Origin of the sequence: Anaerostipes rhamnosivorans, from assembly GCF_005280655.1 — a bacterium.
Lineage (GTDB): Bacteria > Bacillota > Clostridia > Lachnospirales > Lachnospiraceae > Anaerostipes > Anaerostipes rhamnosivorans.
Map to the genome: position 1 here is coordinate 3,524,794 of NZ_CP040058.1, position 16,175 is coordinate 3,540,968.

At 45.0% G+C, this 16,175-nt stretch carries 15 protein-coding genes; 4 read left to right on the top strand and 11 right to left on the bottom strand.

Going from position 1 to position 16,175, the window contains the following annotated elements; all coding sequences use genetic code 11:
- Nucleotides 1–34 precede the first annotated feature (34 nt).
- From AR1Y2_RS17340 to AR1Y2_RS17360, 5 genes are all read right to left on the bottom strand, one after another.
- Nucleotides 35–1,594, bottom strand: coding sequence for a DUF3794 and LysM peptidoglycan-binding domain-containing protein (locus AR1Y2_RS17340; RefSeq protein ID WP_137330098.1), 1,560 nt, complete (start codon nt 1,592–1,594; stop codon nt 35–37).
- Nucleotides 1,595–1,682: 88 nt separating this feature from the next.
- Nucleotides 1,683–1,931, bottom strand: a complete 249-nt coding sequence (locus AR1Y2_RS17345; RefSeq protein ID WP_137330099.1) for a Veg family protein — start codon at nt 1,929–1,931, stop codon at nt 1,683–1,685.
- A 113-nt stretch (nt 1,932–2,044) separates the two neighbouring features.
- The gene (ftsH, locus tag AR1Y2_RS17350; RefSeq protein WP_243118801.1) at nt 2,045–4,021 is read right to left on the bottom strand and encodes an ATP-dependent zinc metalloprotease FtsH; all 1,977 of its coding nucleotides are present in this window, start codon (nt 4,019–4,021) and stop codon (nt 2,045–2,047) included.
- 102 nt (nt 4,022–4,123) lie between these two features.
- On the bottom strand, nt 4,124–4,522 hold the full coding sequence (locus tag AR1Y2_RS17355; RefSeq protein WP_137330100.1) for a protease complex subunit PrcB family protein: 399 nt from the start codon (nt 4,520–4,522) through the stop codon (nt 4,124–4,126).
- Between the two features lie 53 nt (nt 4,523–4,575).
- A complete protein-coding gene (locus AR1Y2_RS17360; protein WP_175403690.1) occupies nt 4,576–5,880 on the bottom strand; it encodes a pyrimidine-nucleoside phosphorylase in 1,305 nt (434 codons plus the stop codon).
- A 171-nt stretch (nt 5,881–6,051) separates the two neighbouring features.
- Here AR1Y2_RS17360 and rbr point away from each other — a divergent pair, with 171 nt between their 5' ends.
- Nucleotides 6,052–6,591, top strand: a complete 540-nt coding sequence (rbr, locus tag AR1Y2_RS17365) for a rubrerythrin (protein ID WP_137330101.1) — start codon at nt 6,052–6,054, stop codon at nt 6,589–6,591.
- A gap of 58 nt (nt 6,592–6,649) precedes the next feature.
- On the opposite strand, the gene AR1Y2_RS17370 is transcribed toward rbr, so the two are convergent.
- The gene (locus AR1Y2_RS17370; protein WP_137330102.1) at nt 6,650–7,468 is read right to left on the bottom strand and encodes a TolB-like translocation protein; all 819 of its coding nucleotides are present in this window, start codon (nt 7,466–7,468) and stop codon (nt 6,650–6,652) included.
- A gap of 59 nt (nt 7,469–7,527) precedes the next feature.
- Nucleotides 7,528–7,986, bottom strand: a complete 459-nt coding sequence (locus AR1Y2_RS17375; RefSeq protein WP_243118802.1) for a nucleolar protein 3 — start codon at nt 7,984–7,986, stop codon at nt 7,528–7,530.
- 149 nt (nt 7,987–8,135) lie between these two features.
- Here AR1Y2_RS17375 and AR1Y2_RS17380 point away from each other — a divergent pair, with 149 nt between their 5' ends.
- The 3 genes from AR1Y2_RS17380 to AR1Y2_RS17390 all read left to right on the top strand — a co-directional run bounded on the left by AR1Y2_RS17380 (nt 8,136) and on the right by AR1Y2_RS17390 (nt 12,443).
- The gene (locus tag AR1Y2_RS17380) at nt 8,136–9,110 is read left to right on the top strand and encodes a phosphotransferase (protein ID WP_137330103.1); all 975 of its coding nucleotides are present in this window, start codon (nt 8,136–8,138) and stop codon (nt 9,108–9,110) included.
- Between the two features lie 54 nt (nt 9,111–9,164).
- Nucleotides 9,165–10,889: a phospho-sugar mutase gene (locus AR1Y2_RS17385; protein ID WP_137330104.1), complete on the top strand. Its 1,725-nt coding sequence runs from the start codon at nt 9,165–9,167 to the stop codon at nt 10,887–10,889.
- Between the two features lie 132 nt (nt 10,890–11,021).
- Nucleotides 11,022–12,443 carry an IS1096 element passenger TnpR family protein gene (locus tag AR1Y2_RS17390; RefSeq protein ID WP_137330105.1) on the top strand — a complete coding sequence of 474 codons (1,422 nt, stop codon included), beginning with the start codon at nt 11,022–11,024 and terminating at the stop codon, nt 12,441–12,443.
- A gap of 184 nt (nt 12,444–12,627) precedes the next feature.
- Here AR1Y2_RS17390 and AR1Y2_RS17395 read toward each other — a convergent pair whose 3' ends face one another.
- The 4 genes from AR1Y2_RS17395 to AR1Y2_RS17410 form a co-directional block, all read right to left on the bottom strand.
- Nucleotides 12,628–13,140 (bottom strand): dCTP deaminase/dUTPase family protein, encoded by a 513-nt coding sequence (locus AR1Y2_RS17395; protein ID WP_137330106.1) that lies wholly within the window; start codon nt 13,138–13,140, stop codon nt 12,628–12,630.
- Nucleotides 13,141–13,148: 8 nt separating this feature from the next.
- Nucleotides 13,149–14,495: a glucose-6-phosphate isomerase gene (locus AR1Y2_RS17400; protein WP_137330107.1), complete on the bottom strand. Its 1,347-nt coding sequence runs from the start codon at nt 14,493–14,495 to the stop codon at nt 13,149–13,151.
- A 72-nt stretch (nt 14,496–14,567) separates the two neighbouring features.
- The gene (locus AR1Y2_RS17405) at nt 14,568–15,368 is read right to left on the bottom strand and encodes a delta-lactam-biosynthetic de-N-acetylase (RefSeq protein ID WP_137330108.1); all 801 of its coding nucleotides are present in this window, start codon (nt 15,366–15,368) and stop codon (nt 14,568–14,570) included.
- A gap of 46 nt (nt 15,369–15,414) precedes the next feature.
- Nucleotides 15,415–16,116, bottom strand: coding sequence for a hypothetical protein (locus tag AR1Y2_RS17410; protein WP_137330109.1), 702 nt, complete (start codon nt 16,114–16,116; stop codon nt 15,415–15,417).
- Nucleotides 16,117–16,175 lie beyond the last annotated feature (59 nt).

A 16,175-nucleotide genomic window follows, 5' to 3' on the forward strand; every position in this document is an offset into this window, starting at 1 on the left:
TAGTATTGTTCCTATAAAAATGCAATCCTATTTATCAATTCCAGCCAATTTCTTTGACAATCAACAGTTTATCCCCTGGTTTGACTTCCTCAACCCCTTCATTCTGATCACGGATATCATCCACCGTAGTAAAATACCGTTTTGCAATAGACCAGAGTGTATCGCCGTCCTTCACAATATAACCCACGATTCCTGGGATCTTCTGCAGTTCTTCATAGTCTAGTGGCTGCTCGCCGACATTTACCATGATTTGTTCAGCCTTTTTGTGGAAAGAGATAAAATCAAACACCACGTTCGCTTTGATCTCAATCTCGTCACCCTCGGTAGGGGTTGCGCTGATCTGATCCAGCATCACATCCAGCTGGTAATCATCATCTTTCATCAGTCCTTTTGCCTCAATAAAGAAAGAAAATGGTTCCATGTAGGAGCTGCTCATGACAGGGTTCTGGTCTTCACTGGACAAGAACAGCACATCAGCCATCAGGACTCCCTCAACCTGGAGTCCCTGTTCCCTGACCTCCACATCGTCAATATTGCAGCTTCCCTTCACCGACAATACCTGAAGAAGCTTACCCGGCTCCTGTTCGATCGAAAACCGTTTTGCCATCTTCATTGTTGCTTGGTTTTTGCCTATAAGAGATTCAAAGGAGAAATCTCTGAATTCCGGTACCAGAGTCTTTTTCATCGTATAGCAGTCTCCTACATAGGAGAGCACCTGATCCTCATAGACCTTGATATCACATTCCAATGTGGCGTCTACAGAGATAACTCTCTCCTCCCCATCCACATCCGGGCGGATCTCCAGCTGGTGATTGCCAAGTGAGATATGAATCTTGCCAATCATCCCCGGAGCACACTCATAACATTCCAGCTCTGTGTGCAGAGGGATCTCCCATCTGGCGTACTGAACCGGCAGCTGCTCATCTTCCCCCAGATACAAAATAAATACATGCATATCCCCCTGTATGTCAATGCTGTGGTCTTTCAGTTTCCCCTGTACATTCTCTAACTCCACCTGGCTCCAGAGGATCTCGTAAATATTAGACTTGTTGGCGGGGAGTACCAACTCCTCCTTCATTCTTGCAATATCCTTTTTGTTGACGATCAGATCTGTTACCTGCACTTCTTTTTTCAGGGCGGATATACCATCCCCCAGAACATCGATGATTCCTTCTTCTTTGATCTCCTCATTGACATGCAGGGTCAGGGTCAGAAGGATCCTTATGCTCAGTTTCCTGGAATTGATCAGCACCGTATTAATATCGTCAATGACATAAGATACCTTCACATAATCTGTCGGCACAGCGCCGTCCATATGTATAAACTCTTCAAATGGAAGAACGAAGTCCAAAGACTCCAGATAGGTCCTGGCATCAATCGTTCCATAAAGTCCTGAGAAATGGAATTCTCCCTTGATCCGGATACGGTCTACCATCATCTCCGTCTCCTGCATGATCACCAGTCCTTTGGTCTGGATCATCTTCTCCACATCCGGTTTTGTGTCCGGCACATTGCAGTCCTGGTCTATCGTGATCTGTACCTGCTTTCGTTCTTTTGCTACTATTCCATAAAAATCCTTTTTGTTAAAATCCATAAAAAATTCCTCCCTGTCTTGTATATACAAATATATTCAGACAGGAAGGAATCTATTCCTTCAAGATTAAAATTGTATCCGGTAAATGTCAGCCTTCCAGCAACATCATCCTGACATCTTTTGTGATGACATCCTGATAACTGAAGCTGACCGTCTTGCTCTTAGAGCTGCTGCTGTCATCCTCAATCTCTACCAGAAAAATATTCGGATATGTCTCCGTAATGACTCCCTGTGAAGTTACAAACTTATGTCTACCTTTATTTGAGCTGATCTTGATTTTGCTGCCAATGCGCTCCTGAATTGACTTTCGGATGCACTGAATATCCATTTGTGTCATTCTTTCACCCCATTCTATCTATACAGAACTCGTGACACCTTCTGTATACTGTAAACTTTATTGTATCATTATAACCGAATTCTGTCAAATCTATACATGGGATGTCCAGAATCTTACACTTCCTGAGAATTATTTTCAGGTTCAGCAGGCTGCTCATCCTGCACTAAAACTTCCTCTGCCTCCAAGGATCCGTCGGTATCCCCGGTTTCTTCCACATCAGAAGGGGCATCTTCTGTCTCATCAGAGATACCTTTTTTCTCGTTGAATATTTTCATAAATTCTTTTCCGGTGATTGTTTCCTTCTCGATCAAGAACTGGGCGGCTTCGTCCAGGATATCCATGTTGGCACGAATCAGCTCCAATGCCTTGGCGTAGGCTTCCTTGAGGATGCCCATGACCACTTCATCCACCTTTGCGGCGGTGGACTCTGCGCAGTTCATCACAGGACGCCCATCCAGGTATCGGTTGCTGATAGACTCCAGCCCCATAAGCCCGAACTCCTCGGACATGCCGTATTGGGTCACCATAGCTCTGGCCATAGCAGTAGCCCGCTCAATATCGTTGGACGCACCGGTCGTTACCGTGTGGAACTTAATCTCCTCGGCTGCACGTCCTCCGAAGAAGGACACCAAATCAGCCAGCATCTCATCCTTTTTGTTCAGATATTTCTCTTCCTCCGGCCTCTGCATAGTATATCCCAGGGCTCCCATGGTCCTCGGGACAATCGTGATCTTCTGCACCGGCTCAGACTCTTTCTGGAGAGCCATGACAAGCGCATGTCCCACCTCGTGGTAGGCAACGATCTGCTTTTCTTCCTTGCCGAGAATACGGTCTTTCTTTTCTTTTCCTGCGATCACCACTTCCACGGCCTCAAAAAGATCAGACTGTGAGACATACTCACGCCCTGCCTTGACTGCGGCCAGCGCGGCCTCGTTGATCATATTAGCCAGGTCAGATCCTACAGCTCCTGAGGTAGCCAGTGCGATCTCGTCGAAGTCCACACTCTCGTCCATCTTCACGTCCTTGGAGTGGACCTTCAGGGTCTCGATCCTTCCCTTCAGGTCCGGGCGTTCTACGATCACTCTACGGTCAAATCTTCCCGGACGAAGCAGAGCCTTATCAAGTACCTCCGGACGGTTGGTGGCCGCAAGGATCACAAGACCCTTGGATGTGTCAAACCCGTCCATCTCTGAGAGCAGCTGGTTTAATGTCTGCTCACGCTCATCGTTGCCTCCTCCTTGTATCCCATTATCACGGCTCTTACCTATGGCATCGATCTCATCAATAAAAATAATACACGGAGCCATGGATTGGGCCTGCTTAAACAGGTCACGTACTCTGGAAGCACCCACACCTACGAACATCTCCACAAAATCGGATCCTGAAAGTGAGAAAAACGGAACATTCGCCTCTCCCGCCACCGCCTTGGCAAGAAGTGTCTTACCAGTACCCGGAGGTCCCACCAAAAGTGCTCCCTTAGGAAGCTTTGCACCGATCTTTAAGTATCTGTCCGGGTGGTGCAGGAAGTCTACCATCTCCGTCAGCGACTCCTTGGCCTCCTGCTGTCCTGCCACATCGGCAAAGGTCACGCCCGTTTTCTTCTCCACGTAGACCTTGGCGTTGGATTTCCCGACGCCCATCATTCCGCTCTTTCCACGCATCATAAACATCAGTAGTCCGAATATGATGATGGCCGGCAGGATACTCACAAGAACACTCATAAAGATCTCAGAGCCATCCTTAGCCTTGGCCTGATAATTCTCGATCCCTGCCTTCTCCAGCCGGTTGACCAGCTGATAGTCAGGAACAGGAAGCTGGACTACTTTATATGTAGTCTTATACAGCGGATTTTCTGATTCTTTTGGCACTACAGTGATGACATCACTGTCGAATACGACCTTCTTAACTTCTTTTTTCTCGATCATCTTGACAAATTTGCCGTAGGAAATCTCGGTTTCTGTACCGTTTTTCCACTTTCCGACGACGAAGTTGAACAAGACAGCAACTAAAATAGATGTAATTAAAATCGATATGATCATCTGTATCGAATTCTTGTTATTTTTATCTGGTTTCTTCTGTCTGTTATCCACGAACGCTTTTCCTCCTTAGATCTCTTCAAGCATTTATAAACTCCATTATATGGTTTCACTGCCTCAAAATCAATAAAACAATTCTAAAGTTTTTATGATATATCACAAAAACACTACATCTTTTTCATAATTCTGGCTCTTGATCACAATATATGGACAGGAGCCTCCTTCTCCCTGCCGGCTCTTGGGAACCCCGATCAAATTGGTATCGATATAGATGTGATCCTCATCCATCAGCATGCTTTTGACCCGGATTTTATACCCTGTGCCGGTCTGCTTTCCGTATCCGATCACGTAATACATTGTTTCCTTCATAGAATACGTAAAATGAAAAACTTTATCCTTCTGTTCATCAATTCTCCCCACCAATTCCTTTGGAAGATTTTCTTTTCTACAGACTGCATACTCTATCTTTTCTTTTGTCCCCTGTTTTTCCTGCTTTACGCATCCGGTGGAAATACAGCACAGGCATAGCAATACAACAACAGCAAACCTCTTCATAGGCCACTCCGTTTTTTTATTAACCTATGAAAAAGTATGCCTCCTCATGTCTTTCAGGAAAGTATTTTTTTTATGATCGGTTCCGCTTTTGGCTGTTTTTCAGATATGATGACATTTTTCAAAAAATGCTGTTTTGCCTTCGCAAGTTTAAGGCTGTCATTTGCATAAATGACCGCAAGACAATCTCCTTTTGATACCAAGTCTCCTTTTTTCTTCATGAGCACCAGCCCCACGGACGGATCGATCCTGCTGTCTTTTGTCTCCCTCCCGCCTCCGAGGAGAAGGGAACAGATGCCGATTTCCTGAGTGGAAAAGTCCGACACATATCCACTGTCTTCTGAAAGGATTTCTTCTATATAATCTGCCCTGCAGAAGTTCTCAGGCCGGTCGGTCCAGCCCGGATCTCCCCCCTGCGCCTTGACAAACTCCCGGAACTTCCCAAGGGCATCACCACTGGAGATTTTCTGCTCCAGGATCAATCTGGCCTCCCCGGAACTATGAGCTTTTCCGGCCATACACAGCATCTGTGCTCCCAGTGTCAGCACAAGTTCTGTAAAGTCTTCGGGCCCTTCTCCCTTGAGCGTATCTACAGCTTCTTTCACTTCCAGAGCATTTCCCACTGCCCTTCCCAAAGGTTGGTCCATGTCGGAGATCACGGCCGCCATCTTCCTGCCGGCCTTTTTTCCTATGTCGATCATGGCTTCTGCAAGTTCTTCTGCATTCTTCTGAGATTTCATAAACGCTCCGCTGCCGCATTTCACATCCAGCAGGATCGCATCTGCCCCTGCCGCCAGTTTCTTGCTCATAATGCTGCTGGCGATCAATGACATTTGGTCGACAGTGGCTGTCACGTCCCGGAGGGCATACAAAAGCTTATCTGCAGGAGCCAAATCCTTTGTCTGCCCCATGATGGCAATGCCAGTCTCCGTCACCAGGTCCATAAACTGCTCCTCTGTCAGAGACGTACAGAATCCAGGGATGCTCTCAAGCTTGTCAATGGTGCCTCCTGTATGCCCTAGGCCTCTCCCTGACATTTTGGCCACCGGAATTCCACAGGATGCCACCAGAGGCCCCAAGGCCAGCGACGTCTTGTCACCCACTCCTCCGGTGCTGTGCTTATCGATTTTCATGCCCGGAATCTGTGACAGGTCCAGCATATCGCCGCTCTCTGCCATGGCCATAGTCAGCTGGTAGGTTTCCTTCCTGTCCATTCCCTTGAAGTACACTGCCATCATCATAGCTGACATCTGGTAGTCCGGAATACTCCCATTTAAATAGTTTTCTATCATCCAGCGGATCTCATTCTCTTTGAGTGAAACCCCGTTTCTCTTTTTTAGTATCAAATCATACATTCTCATAGCGGCTGCTCCTTTCTTCGTACCATTATAATCTCTGATATATTAGCAGCAATTGAATAATTTATCCTTATTGTACCATAATAAAAGAAGAGTATGTATTGACTTATGTACTTATATCTGAGATAATAAAACAGTAATAATTACTATTATAAAATTAGGAGGTCGTGTGTAATGCCAAATTTAAAAGGAACAAAAACAGAACAGAACCTAATGGCTGCATATGCAGGGGAATCACAGGCACGTACAAAGTATGATTTTTATGCAAGCCAGGCAAAAAAAGACGGTTATGTGCAGTTCGGCAATATCTTTGCTGAAACCGCATTGAATGAAAAAGAACACGCTAAGATCTGGTTTAAGCTTTTACATGAAGGAATGCCTTCCACAGAAGTGAACTTAAAAGACGCCGCTGCCGGTGAAAATTTTGAATGGACCGACATGTATCCTACTTTTGCAAAAGAAGCAAAAGAAGAAGGATTTGATGAGATCGCTGCCCTGTTTGAGATGGTCGCTGACATTGAAAAACGCCATGACGAGCGCTACCAGCAGTTAACAGAGAATATTGACAAAGGAATTGTCTACAAAAGAGAGACTGAGCAGGCATGGATCTGCACAAACTGTGGACATGTACATTATGGAACAGAAGCTCCTGAAGTCTGTCCTGTATGTGCACATCCAAAAAAATACTTCCAGATCAATTCAGAAAACTACTAATTTTTAACCATATTAAATTTGGGCACTGTAGATTTACAATCTTCAGTGCCCCTTCTTTTTAATAAAATGTCCTGATCCAGTTATCAACTTTTTTAGCCGACGGATAAATCCTTTTTTGCCTTTTCGAATTAAGGCTTATCTTATAGTATCTGATGGAGCTTTTAACCGGTTTGGCATAAATCAGGGATTTATTGCTGAAGTAAAGCACAGAAGCCGGGCTTTTGATCTTCTTAGACAAAACCCTGCGTTTCTTTCCTTTCAGGTCTCTGCTCACAAGCCGGTCCGTACTCTTACTGTGGGATTTGTTATAGGTACACTCAAGATAGTAAATCCGCTTCCCATAAATCTTCATCCTTGCCTGATTCGCCTTTTTGGTGATACGCTTCGCTTTTTTTCCATTTGTCTTGCTGATATAGATCGGCACACTGCGGACATCAGTGGCAAAGCCATTTGTATAAAGCTTTCCGCCGGAGATCAGCATATGGCGCACATTTCTTCTCACAAGGTACTTTTTCTTTGTCTTCAGGTTATAACGGTATAGATTTTGTTCGTTCCCATATGGATAGACAGAATAATACAGCCATTTTCCGTACTCTGCCTTCACAGTCATACCGTAAGTATTTTTATGAGTCAAGATCTTTTTCCATTTCCCCTTTTTCTTCCTGTACAACACAGCAGACGGGCTGCGCACCGCGGTCCCCCTCTCCTTAATATTAACTTTATAGCGGTGCTTACCGACCTTGTAATTACTGCTTCCAGATAAAACCGCATACTTTGCCGAAGCAGCTTCCGTCTGCTCCGGCGGCAGAAGGACAGCGCAAAGCATCACAGCAAGCAACACAACACTGATCCTTCGGATTCTGTTTTTTCTTTTCATACTTTCCATCCCTCCAGAAAAAAGGCACAAAAGAGTTCTACTCCTTTGTGCCTTTATCATTACCTTTTCTTTACAGACAGCATCTGCATGTTTGCCTGTCCTTCCAAAGCTCCGTATGTAAAGGAGATCTTTGTTCCAGGTTCCATGTCATTTAACGCATCCATAACCTTCTCATCCTCAATGATAAATGTCTTATATTCTCCGTTTGACATCTTCACTTCAACAGAATTGCTGTCACCGAAGCCATTGTAGACACCCGTCGCACTGACTGGCTTTTTCGCTTCATCCTTCTTGTCTGCGATCGTCGCTTCTGTTGTGGACTTTGACGTAGCCGCAGTGGTTGCCTCAGTCTCCTCGGTAGCTACCGTAGAAACTTCATCGCTTTCCGTTGTGGCCTCTGTCTCCGTTGTTGCAGCCTCTGTGGTAGCTTCAGAGCTTGGGCTCTTCTTGCCGCATGCCATCAAACTGACAGCTCCGATCATCAGCATACATGTTATAAGTAAATATTTTTTTCTCATAATAAAGTTCCTCCAATTGCACTTCTGTAACATTTGTAACATTTAGATTAGTACCAGTATACTTCATTTTTTTCCGAATTACAAGACGATATCATATCCAGCACCCCGGGCACATACAATTAGAGGTAGAACTTTGAGGAGGGCATATTGTGAACGACAAATACAAAATACTTTTAGATCAATATGATCTGCATATTGATTATTTAAAAAGGGGCCGCGGCGAAATCATCTGCGGCACTGATCAGGGGTTATTTGCCCTGTCTGCTACGAAACTGTCCGAAGAGCGTCTGGCTGTCGAGCATCAATGGAAAAATGAATTGATTGACCAGGGATTTACTAAAATTGACCAATATATAGTAAACAAAGAACATGAATTTATTTCCTATGATAAATACTATGAACCCTTTGTAATGAGAAGGACTTACAATGGTACAGAATGCAATATCCACTCTCCTTCCGACTTATCTTCCGCGTGCAGGAATCTTGCCTCTTTCCACCGTGTATCCGGCAAGATCCCCTACCGGGCAGATTACGGGACGCCTCATTTCTCTCTGACAAAGCATTATAACCAGAGACGCAGAGAACTTAAGAGCATCTGGAAATACATCGGGAGCAGAAAAAACAAAGGGGATTTTGAGTATTTGTTTTTAAAGGAAATTCAATCCTTCTGGAAACAGCTTGAGGAATCTTCCGCCAAGATGAAAGAACTGACAGGCATGAGGGAAGGCTGGTGCCACGGTTCCTATAACCAGCACAATGTTCTGATGGGGCCTCATGGAACCGCGACGCTTCACTTTGAGCATTTTTACTACGGTTATCCACTTACTGACCTCTATTATTTTATCCGGAAGGCTCTGGAGAAGAATGACTATCAGTTCAGTATCTGCGAAACCATGCTGAAAGGCTATAATAAGGTACAACGTCTGACAATGAACGATTATTCTTTCTTGTACGTCTTATTTTTATACCCTGAAAAACTATGGAAAATCTCAAATCAGTACATGAATCATAAAAAACATTGGGTATCTCCAAGATATCTCAATAAGCTTCAGGATATTGTTGATTTAAAAGAAAAAAGAGAGAAATTTCTTTTACAATATCACAATTTTTATAATGTTTTTTAGACCCAGATAAGTTATAATAAAACATAAGGAAAAACGTAAAGGAGGAGCACTACTATGAACTATCAGGAAACATATCAGGAATGGCTTAATAATCCATATTTTGATGAAGCTACCAAAGAGGAACTCAAGAACATTCAGGATGATGACAACGAGATCAAAGAGCGTTTTTACGCTGATCTGGCTTTTGGAACAGCAGGCCTTCGCGGGATCATCGGCGCCGGCATCAACCGTATGAATATTTACGTAGTCCGCAAGGCCACCCAAGGGCTTGCAGATTATATCCTGGAACAGGGTACTGACAAAAAGCGCGTAGCGATTGCTTTTGATTCCCGGCATATGTCTCCGGAATTTGCCAACGAAGCAGCTCTGTGTCTGGCCGCGAACGGCATCAAGGCCTTCATTTTTGAGTCTTTGCGCCCGACTCCGGAACTGTCATTTGCAGTCCGTTATTACAACTGCATTGCCGGAATCAACATCACTGCCAGCCATAATCCTCCGGAATACAACGGTTACAAAGTATACTGGGAGGACGGTGCACAGTTTACACCGCCTCATGACAAGGGCGTTACCGCCAAGGTTAACGCGATTACAGATATCTCCAAGGTTAAGACCATGTCCAAAGAAGACGCGGTCAGTGCCGGATTATATGAAGTCATCGGCGCTGAAGTGGATGACGCTTACATTGCCGAGGTAGAAAAGCAAGTACATAATCAGGATGCGATCGATCAGATGGCATCCAAATTAAAGATCGTCTATACTCCTCTGCACGGAACAGGGAACCTTCCAGTCCGACGTGTACTCAAGGATTTAGGGTTCCAGAATGTCTATGTAGTACCGCAGCAGGAGCTTCCGGACGGAGACTTCCCTACGGTCAGCTATCCGAATCCGGAATCCAAAGAGGCTTTTGAGCTGGGCTTAGCCCTTGCCAAGGAAAAAGATGCGGATCTTGTATTGGCAACGGACCCGGATGCAGACCGCCTTGGTGTCTATGTGAAGGATTCCAAGACTGGAGACTATATCGCACTGACTGGCAATATGTCCGGCTCTCTTCTGTGTGAGTATGTTTTAAGCCAGAAGAAGGCTATGAGCGGTTCTCTCCCGGCTGACGGGGCCGTGGTCAAATCTATCGTTACCACCAACCTGGTGGATGCAGTGGCTGAGGGCTACGGAGTGGATCTGATTGAAGTGCTCACAGGATTTAAGTTCATCGGCCAGCAGATGCTGAACTTCGAAAACAGCGGCAAGGGAACCTATCTGTTCGGTCTGGAGGAAAGCTACGGATGCCTGATCGGCACCTATGCACGTGATAAGGACGCAGTATCCGCCACAGTAGCTCTGTGCGAGGCTGCCGCTTATTACATGACCCAGGGCAAGACTTTATGGGATGCCATGACCGACATGTATGAAAAGTACGGCTACTATCTGGATAAAGTCAAAGCGCTGGAGTTTGCAGGCCTTGACGGAGCTGAGAAGATCCAGAACATGCTCAAATCCTTAAGAGAGAATCCACCGAAGGAGATCGGGGACCTCAAGGTCCTTAAATCCCGCGACTACCAGAGTGATGAGATCGTGGATCTCACCACAGGGGAGACCTCTCCGACAGGACTTCCTTCTTCCAACGTTCTCTACTATGAATTGGAGGACAATGCATGGCTGTGTGTACGTCCTTCCGGAACAGAGCCGAAGATCAAGTTCTACTACGGTGTAAAAGGATCTTCCATGGAAGATGCTGAAGATAATGGTAAGAAGATTGAGACATGGGTGGGACAATTCTCATAAAATATCCGCAGATATAAGACAACATTTAAGACCGGAGCAGGGATTCCCTGTTCCGGTTTTTTCTGTCCTATTTATGTGATAAAATAAGTACAAAGAAACCCCTTCACCATCACTGCAGACAGGAGGCTTATTATGGACGGATATCAGATAAAAATCATTGTAAAAGAAAGCAGGCCCCCAGTATGGAGACGTCTCATCGTACCCGGTCAGATCCCTTTCTCGGGCCTTCACGAAATAATTCAGGCTGTATTTCAAAAATCCGGTCACTGTCTCTTCCGTTTTGAGCTTCCTGCTCAGCACAGGAAAATAACCGATGAATCCCAGATGGTTGATTCCTACATGAAAGAAGGTCAATCGATCAGTTACACATATATCTTAAAAGGAAAGATTGATTTCAGGATTGAGGTTGAAAAGATACTTCCCAATTACAGCAGCCGTTTTCCCACTGTCCTGAAGTATAAGGGCGGATTTTTATCCGGATTGGAAGTGGAAGACATGAACAGCCTTCTAAAGGATAACCTCTGTTTCTCTGAAGACGGTACAAGACAGTCCCTTGAGTCACATAAGAAAAAAATCGAAGATGTCTCTCCAGATTTTTCGGCAGATTCCCTGGCGGATGTCTACCGCCAGTACACAAAGGAGGACCTTCTGGAGATCGCACATATCCATCAGCTGGACCAGTGTACCCAGATGGATAAAAACACCTTAGTCACTTTTCTGTCCGGATACATTTTACAGCCAGACGCTATGGGCAGCTTCTTTTTGACCCTGACGGATCTGGAGATCCAGGCATTTGAGGCCGCGCTGGAAGGTTATTTTCCCATTGATGATGAAGATATCTTCGACGCTTTTCTGGACGGGGGATACTGTGCCGTGGACGAGGACAATGAAATATATATCCCTCCAGATGTTTTGTCAGCCTACTCCGCTATGAACACGCCAGCTTTTCGTGATAAAAGGGAACTCATATGGAAACAGATTCAATACTGCTATTACTGTGTCAGCATCTACGGGGCCGCTCCATTAGACCAGATCGCAGCCCTATACAATGCGTATGAAGAAGACCGGATCACGCAGAAGGACTTGATCAATCTCTACTTCCTGCCTTCTCCCCACGCCTACAGCTTCGGCTATCATGACAAGATGTTTGTGGATGCTATGCTTCTTGAGGATCCGAATCTTCTGGAAGATATTATGTCCATCCAAAAAGACTATGCTTACTATCGCCCTTCCAAGGAAGAGATCACGCAGGATGCATCAGATCCGGATCCCTCGGCTCTGAAATTTACTTCCTATCTGATCGACCAGCTGGGGTTCCAGATTGCGGAAGCTACAGATCTGACCAGGAGAATCTCCTATATCATGAAAGTCGGAGCCGACCCGGAGCACATTTTTGAAATGCTTCAGAAGGGGGATGTTGTCTTCGCAGACCAGGACCAGGCAGATACCTTTGCTGAAAAGATGATGGACCTGTATGTGGATACCCGGCTGTTCATAGCTTCCGGCCACACCCCCACAGAACTGGATCAGATGGAGCATCAGGAAACTTCCTGACATGGTTCACCTTTTTAAACTTACAAATGTTTCTATAATAGAAGGTGTATTGGAAAGCAAGAAACTTTTCCCCTGAATATCATATCATTGGCCACAAACTCTCAAACAAACGTGATATTTTTCATATTCAGGGTACATACCTTCTGTCAAAAAAGACCCCGCCGAATGGCGGGGTCTTTTGCTGTTATTTGGTTGTGCTGCCGAATCCGCCGTTGCGAACTTCCTTGGCATCATCGTCTATGGTCACACCATATTCCATAAAAATGCCCTGTACGATCCCGGTCCCAGCTTCTACGCTGACAACTTTTCCTTCGTTGGAATCGTTGGTGAGCTTGACAAAGATATGTCCCTCATTGTCTGAATAGAAGTAGTCACTGTCAATGATTCCTACCGTATTGTTCATCTGAAGACGGAACTTGAATCCCAGTCCGCTTCTCGGAAATAGGTTCAACACCCAGCTTTCTTCCATGTACACACGAATCCCGGTGGGAATCTTGATCGTCTCCCCTGGTTTAAGCTCAAAACTGATGGGGCTGTAAAAATCGTACCCGGCAGAACCTCTGGTGGCCCGCTTCGGAAGCTTGATGCTGTCAAAAATCTGTTTTACTTCTTCTTCCGGGGTACCTTCAAAGGTATCCTGCCAACTTTCTAAAAACTGTCCAAAACTTACTTTATGGAACTGTGCAATCTTTTTCATTTGGTCTCCTATAGTCTCTTTAATAAATCTTCTCTTCTGTCTTCAAATCCTGGTTTTCCAAGCAGAGCGAACATATTCTTCTTGTATGCCTCAACTCCCGGCTGGTCAAATGGATTGACGCAGTTTAAGTAACCGCTCATACCACACGCAGATTCAAATGTGTAGAACAGCTGTCCAAGGTGGTATGCGTCCATCTTCGGAATATCGAATCTTAAGTTCGGAACTCCTCCGTCAACATGGGCTAAGATGGTTCCCTTCATAGCGTTCTGGTTAACAAAATTCATTGTCTTGCCTGCCAGATAGTTCAAACCGTCCAGATCGTTCTCTTCTGCTTCAAGCACAATGTCTAATTCCGGCTCTTCCACATTCAGTACGGTCTCAAAGTGGTTGGCGGATCCATCCTGGATGAACTGCCCTAAAGAGTGCAGGTCTGTAGAAAAGTCTACAGATGCTGGGAAGATACCCTTTCCGTCTTTTCCTTCGCTTTCTCCGTATAACTGTTTCCACCATTCAGAGATAAAATGGAGGTTCGGCTCATAGTTTGCTAAGATCTCCATGCCTTTTCCTCTGCGCATGAGAATATTACGGATTGCAGCATATAACATCGCAGGGTTTTCTTCAAACGGAGCGTTTAGGAACATGTCTCTTCCGTCCTGGAATCCTTTTACGAACTCGTCAATGTCAATTCCGGCTGCTGCGATCGGGAGAAGTCCAACGGCTGTGAGAACTGTAAAACGTCCTCCAACATCATCCGGCACAACAAATGTCTCATATCCCTCGTCTGTGGCAAGTGTCTTTAATGCTCCCCTTGCTTTGTCAGTGGTAGCATAAATACGCTTCGTAGCTTCGTCTTTTCCGTATTTATCATTGAGGAGCTTCTTAAAGATACGGAATGCGATGCCAGGTTCTGTTGTTGTCCCTGATTTGGAGATAACATTCACAGAGAAGTCTCTGTCCCCGATTACATCGATCAGCTGTTTTACATATGTACCACTGATATTATGTCCGGCAAAGTATACTTCCGGTGCTTTTCTTACTTCTTTGTCCAGCTTGTTGTTAAAGTTGTTGGACAGCCCTTCGATCACGGCTCTGGAACCAAGGTAGGATCCTCCGATACCAATGACAACCAATACATCGGAGTCGCTCTGGATTTTCTGAGCGGCTTTTTTAATTCTCGCAAACTCTTCTTTATCATAATCCACAGGAAGATCGATCCACCCAAGGAAGTCATTTCCCGGACCTTTTCTTGACAGCAAGTACTCTTTCGCATCTGCGACCTGCTTCTCGATCATACCGATCTCGTGGTCCCTGATAAAATCTTTTGCGTTGCTGTAATCAAACTTAATTTTCCCCATGTCTTTCTCCTTTACTGTTGTCTCTCTTGGTTAAATGCGTTATCTATATTTTAACAAATTACGCCTTTCTATTCAATAGTCAGGGAGTTTTTTCAGCGAGCGGAATTCAAATCCTTTTGCCTTGAGATTCTTGATGACAGTCTCCAGGGCCTCCGCGTTAGACTGGGATACATTGTGCATCAACGGAATGGCTCCGTTGTGGTAATTCTCTTCAAAATGCTGGATCACATAGTCCTTTCCCGGCTGGCTGTTCACATTAAAATCCACGTAGGCCATGCTCCAGAAAATCGTCTTATATCCAAGCTTCTTTGTGAGAGCCAGTGTGTGCTCACTATATTCTCCCATAGGCGGTCTCATGAACATATCCATGTCATATCCTGTGGTTTTTTTGCAGTATTCCGCACAGTCGATCAGTTCCTGCTTGTTGTCCCTGTCAGAAACGGTAGGCATACTCTTATGGTGAACCGTGTGGTTTCCAACCACATGACCTTCCTTTTTCATTCTTTTCACTAAATCCGGATCTTCCCTTATGAACGGCTTTGTCACAAAAAATGCGGCCGGCACCTTTTCCTTCTTAAGCACATCCAATATTTTAGGCGTAAAACCATTTTCATATCCACAGTCAAATGTCAAATACATGACTTTTTTATTTTTGGCCTTTGTGTCCACACTATATGCGTCGTACTTGGATAAGTCGATATTCTGTGAAAACTCCGGCTGCTGATGTTCTTTGTTGCGTTTCAGCCACCATCCCTCTTTTGTATTGCTTCCCTGGCTGATGACTTTGGTGGACTCCACCTGCGCCTCTTCCTTGCCGCATCCGGCAAGTCCGAGTATACTCACGATACAGAATAATAATAAAACTTTTCTCATGTTCGATTTCCTGCTTTTTTATTATTCTATTATGTATGCCAAAGATTTATAATCCATTTATGAAATCTTTCACCGCCTGCATTTCCTCATCTGTCAGCTCAAATTCCCTGGATGCTGCTGCCTCCTGCCAATGTCTTTCGATTTTTCTTGCTTCTCTCTTTTCTTCCTTCACCTGCTCGTCCTCTTTTTTCTTCTCCTTCTGCTTCACCTGCTCTTCTTTTTCCTGTTTCTTCACAGATTTCAGATAGCGGTTTGGCAGGATGTTCTCCAGGAAGTGAATGAGGTTGGCTCTCACCAGCTGCTTCTTTCCGTCAAAGGCGACCAGCCTGTCCACGAATACGAGAAACAATCCCGACGCCATGCTCAAAAACAGACTCTCCGCCACCACCTTAAGGTCAGCTCCCTCTATGTACCCACGGATCACACCCAGACAGCCCAGAAAAAAGCTCAGTACAGCGCAGAGTCCAGTGACCTGTTCCATGATCTCGGAGGATAATCCACATATTTTGTGGTTTTTCATATACTTGTCCACAACACACGGAATGTTATGCAGATTTGCCTCCAGCTGATAATAACTTTCAAACTTCTTTTTCAGTACCCCCATCCACTGCTTTTTATTTCCATCCATCTCATAGGAGTCTTTCAAAAGCCTGCGGTAATTCCTCCAGACAATGAGTTTTCCTAAAATCCCCACTGCCAGGACTGCGATCAATCCCTGCACAAAAAATGCGTTTTCTAATACATCCATGTTATTTCTCCTTCTTCCTTTATGATTCTTATATTATAAAATCACAAGGAGGGGAATAC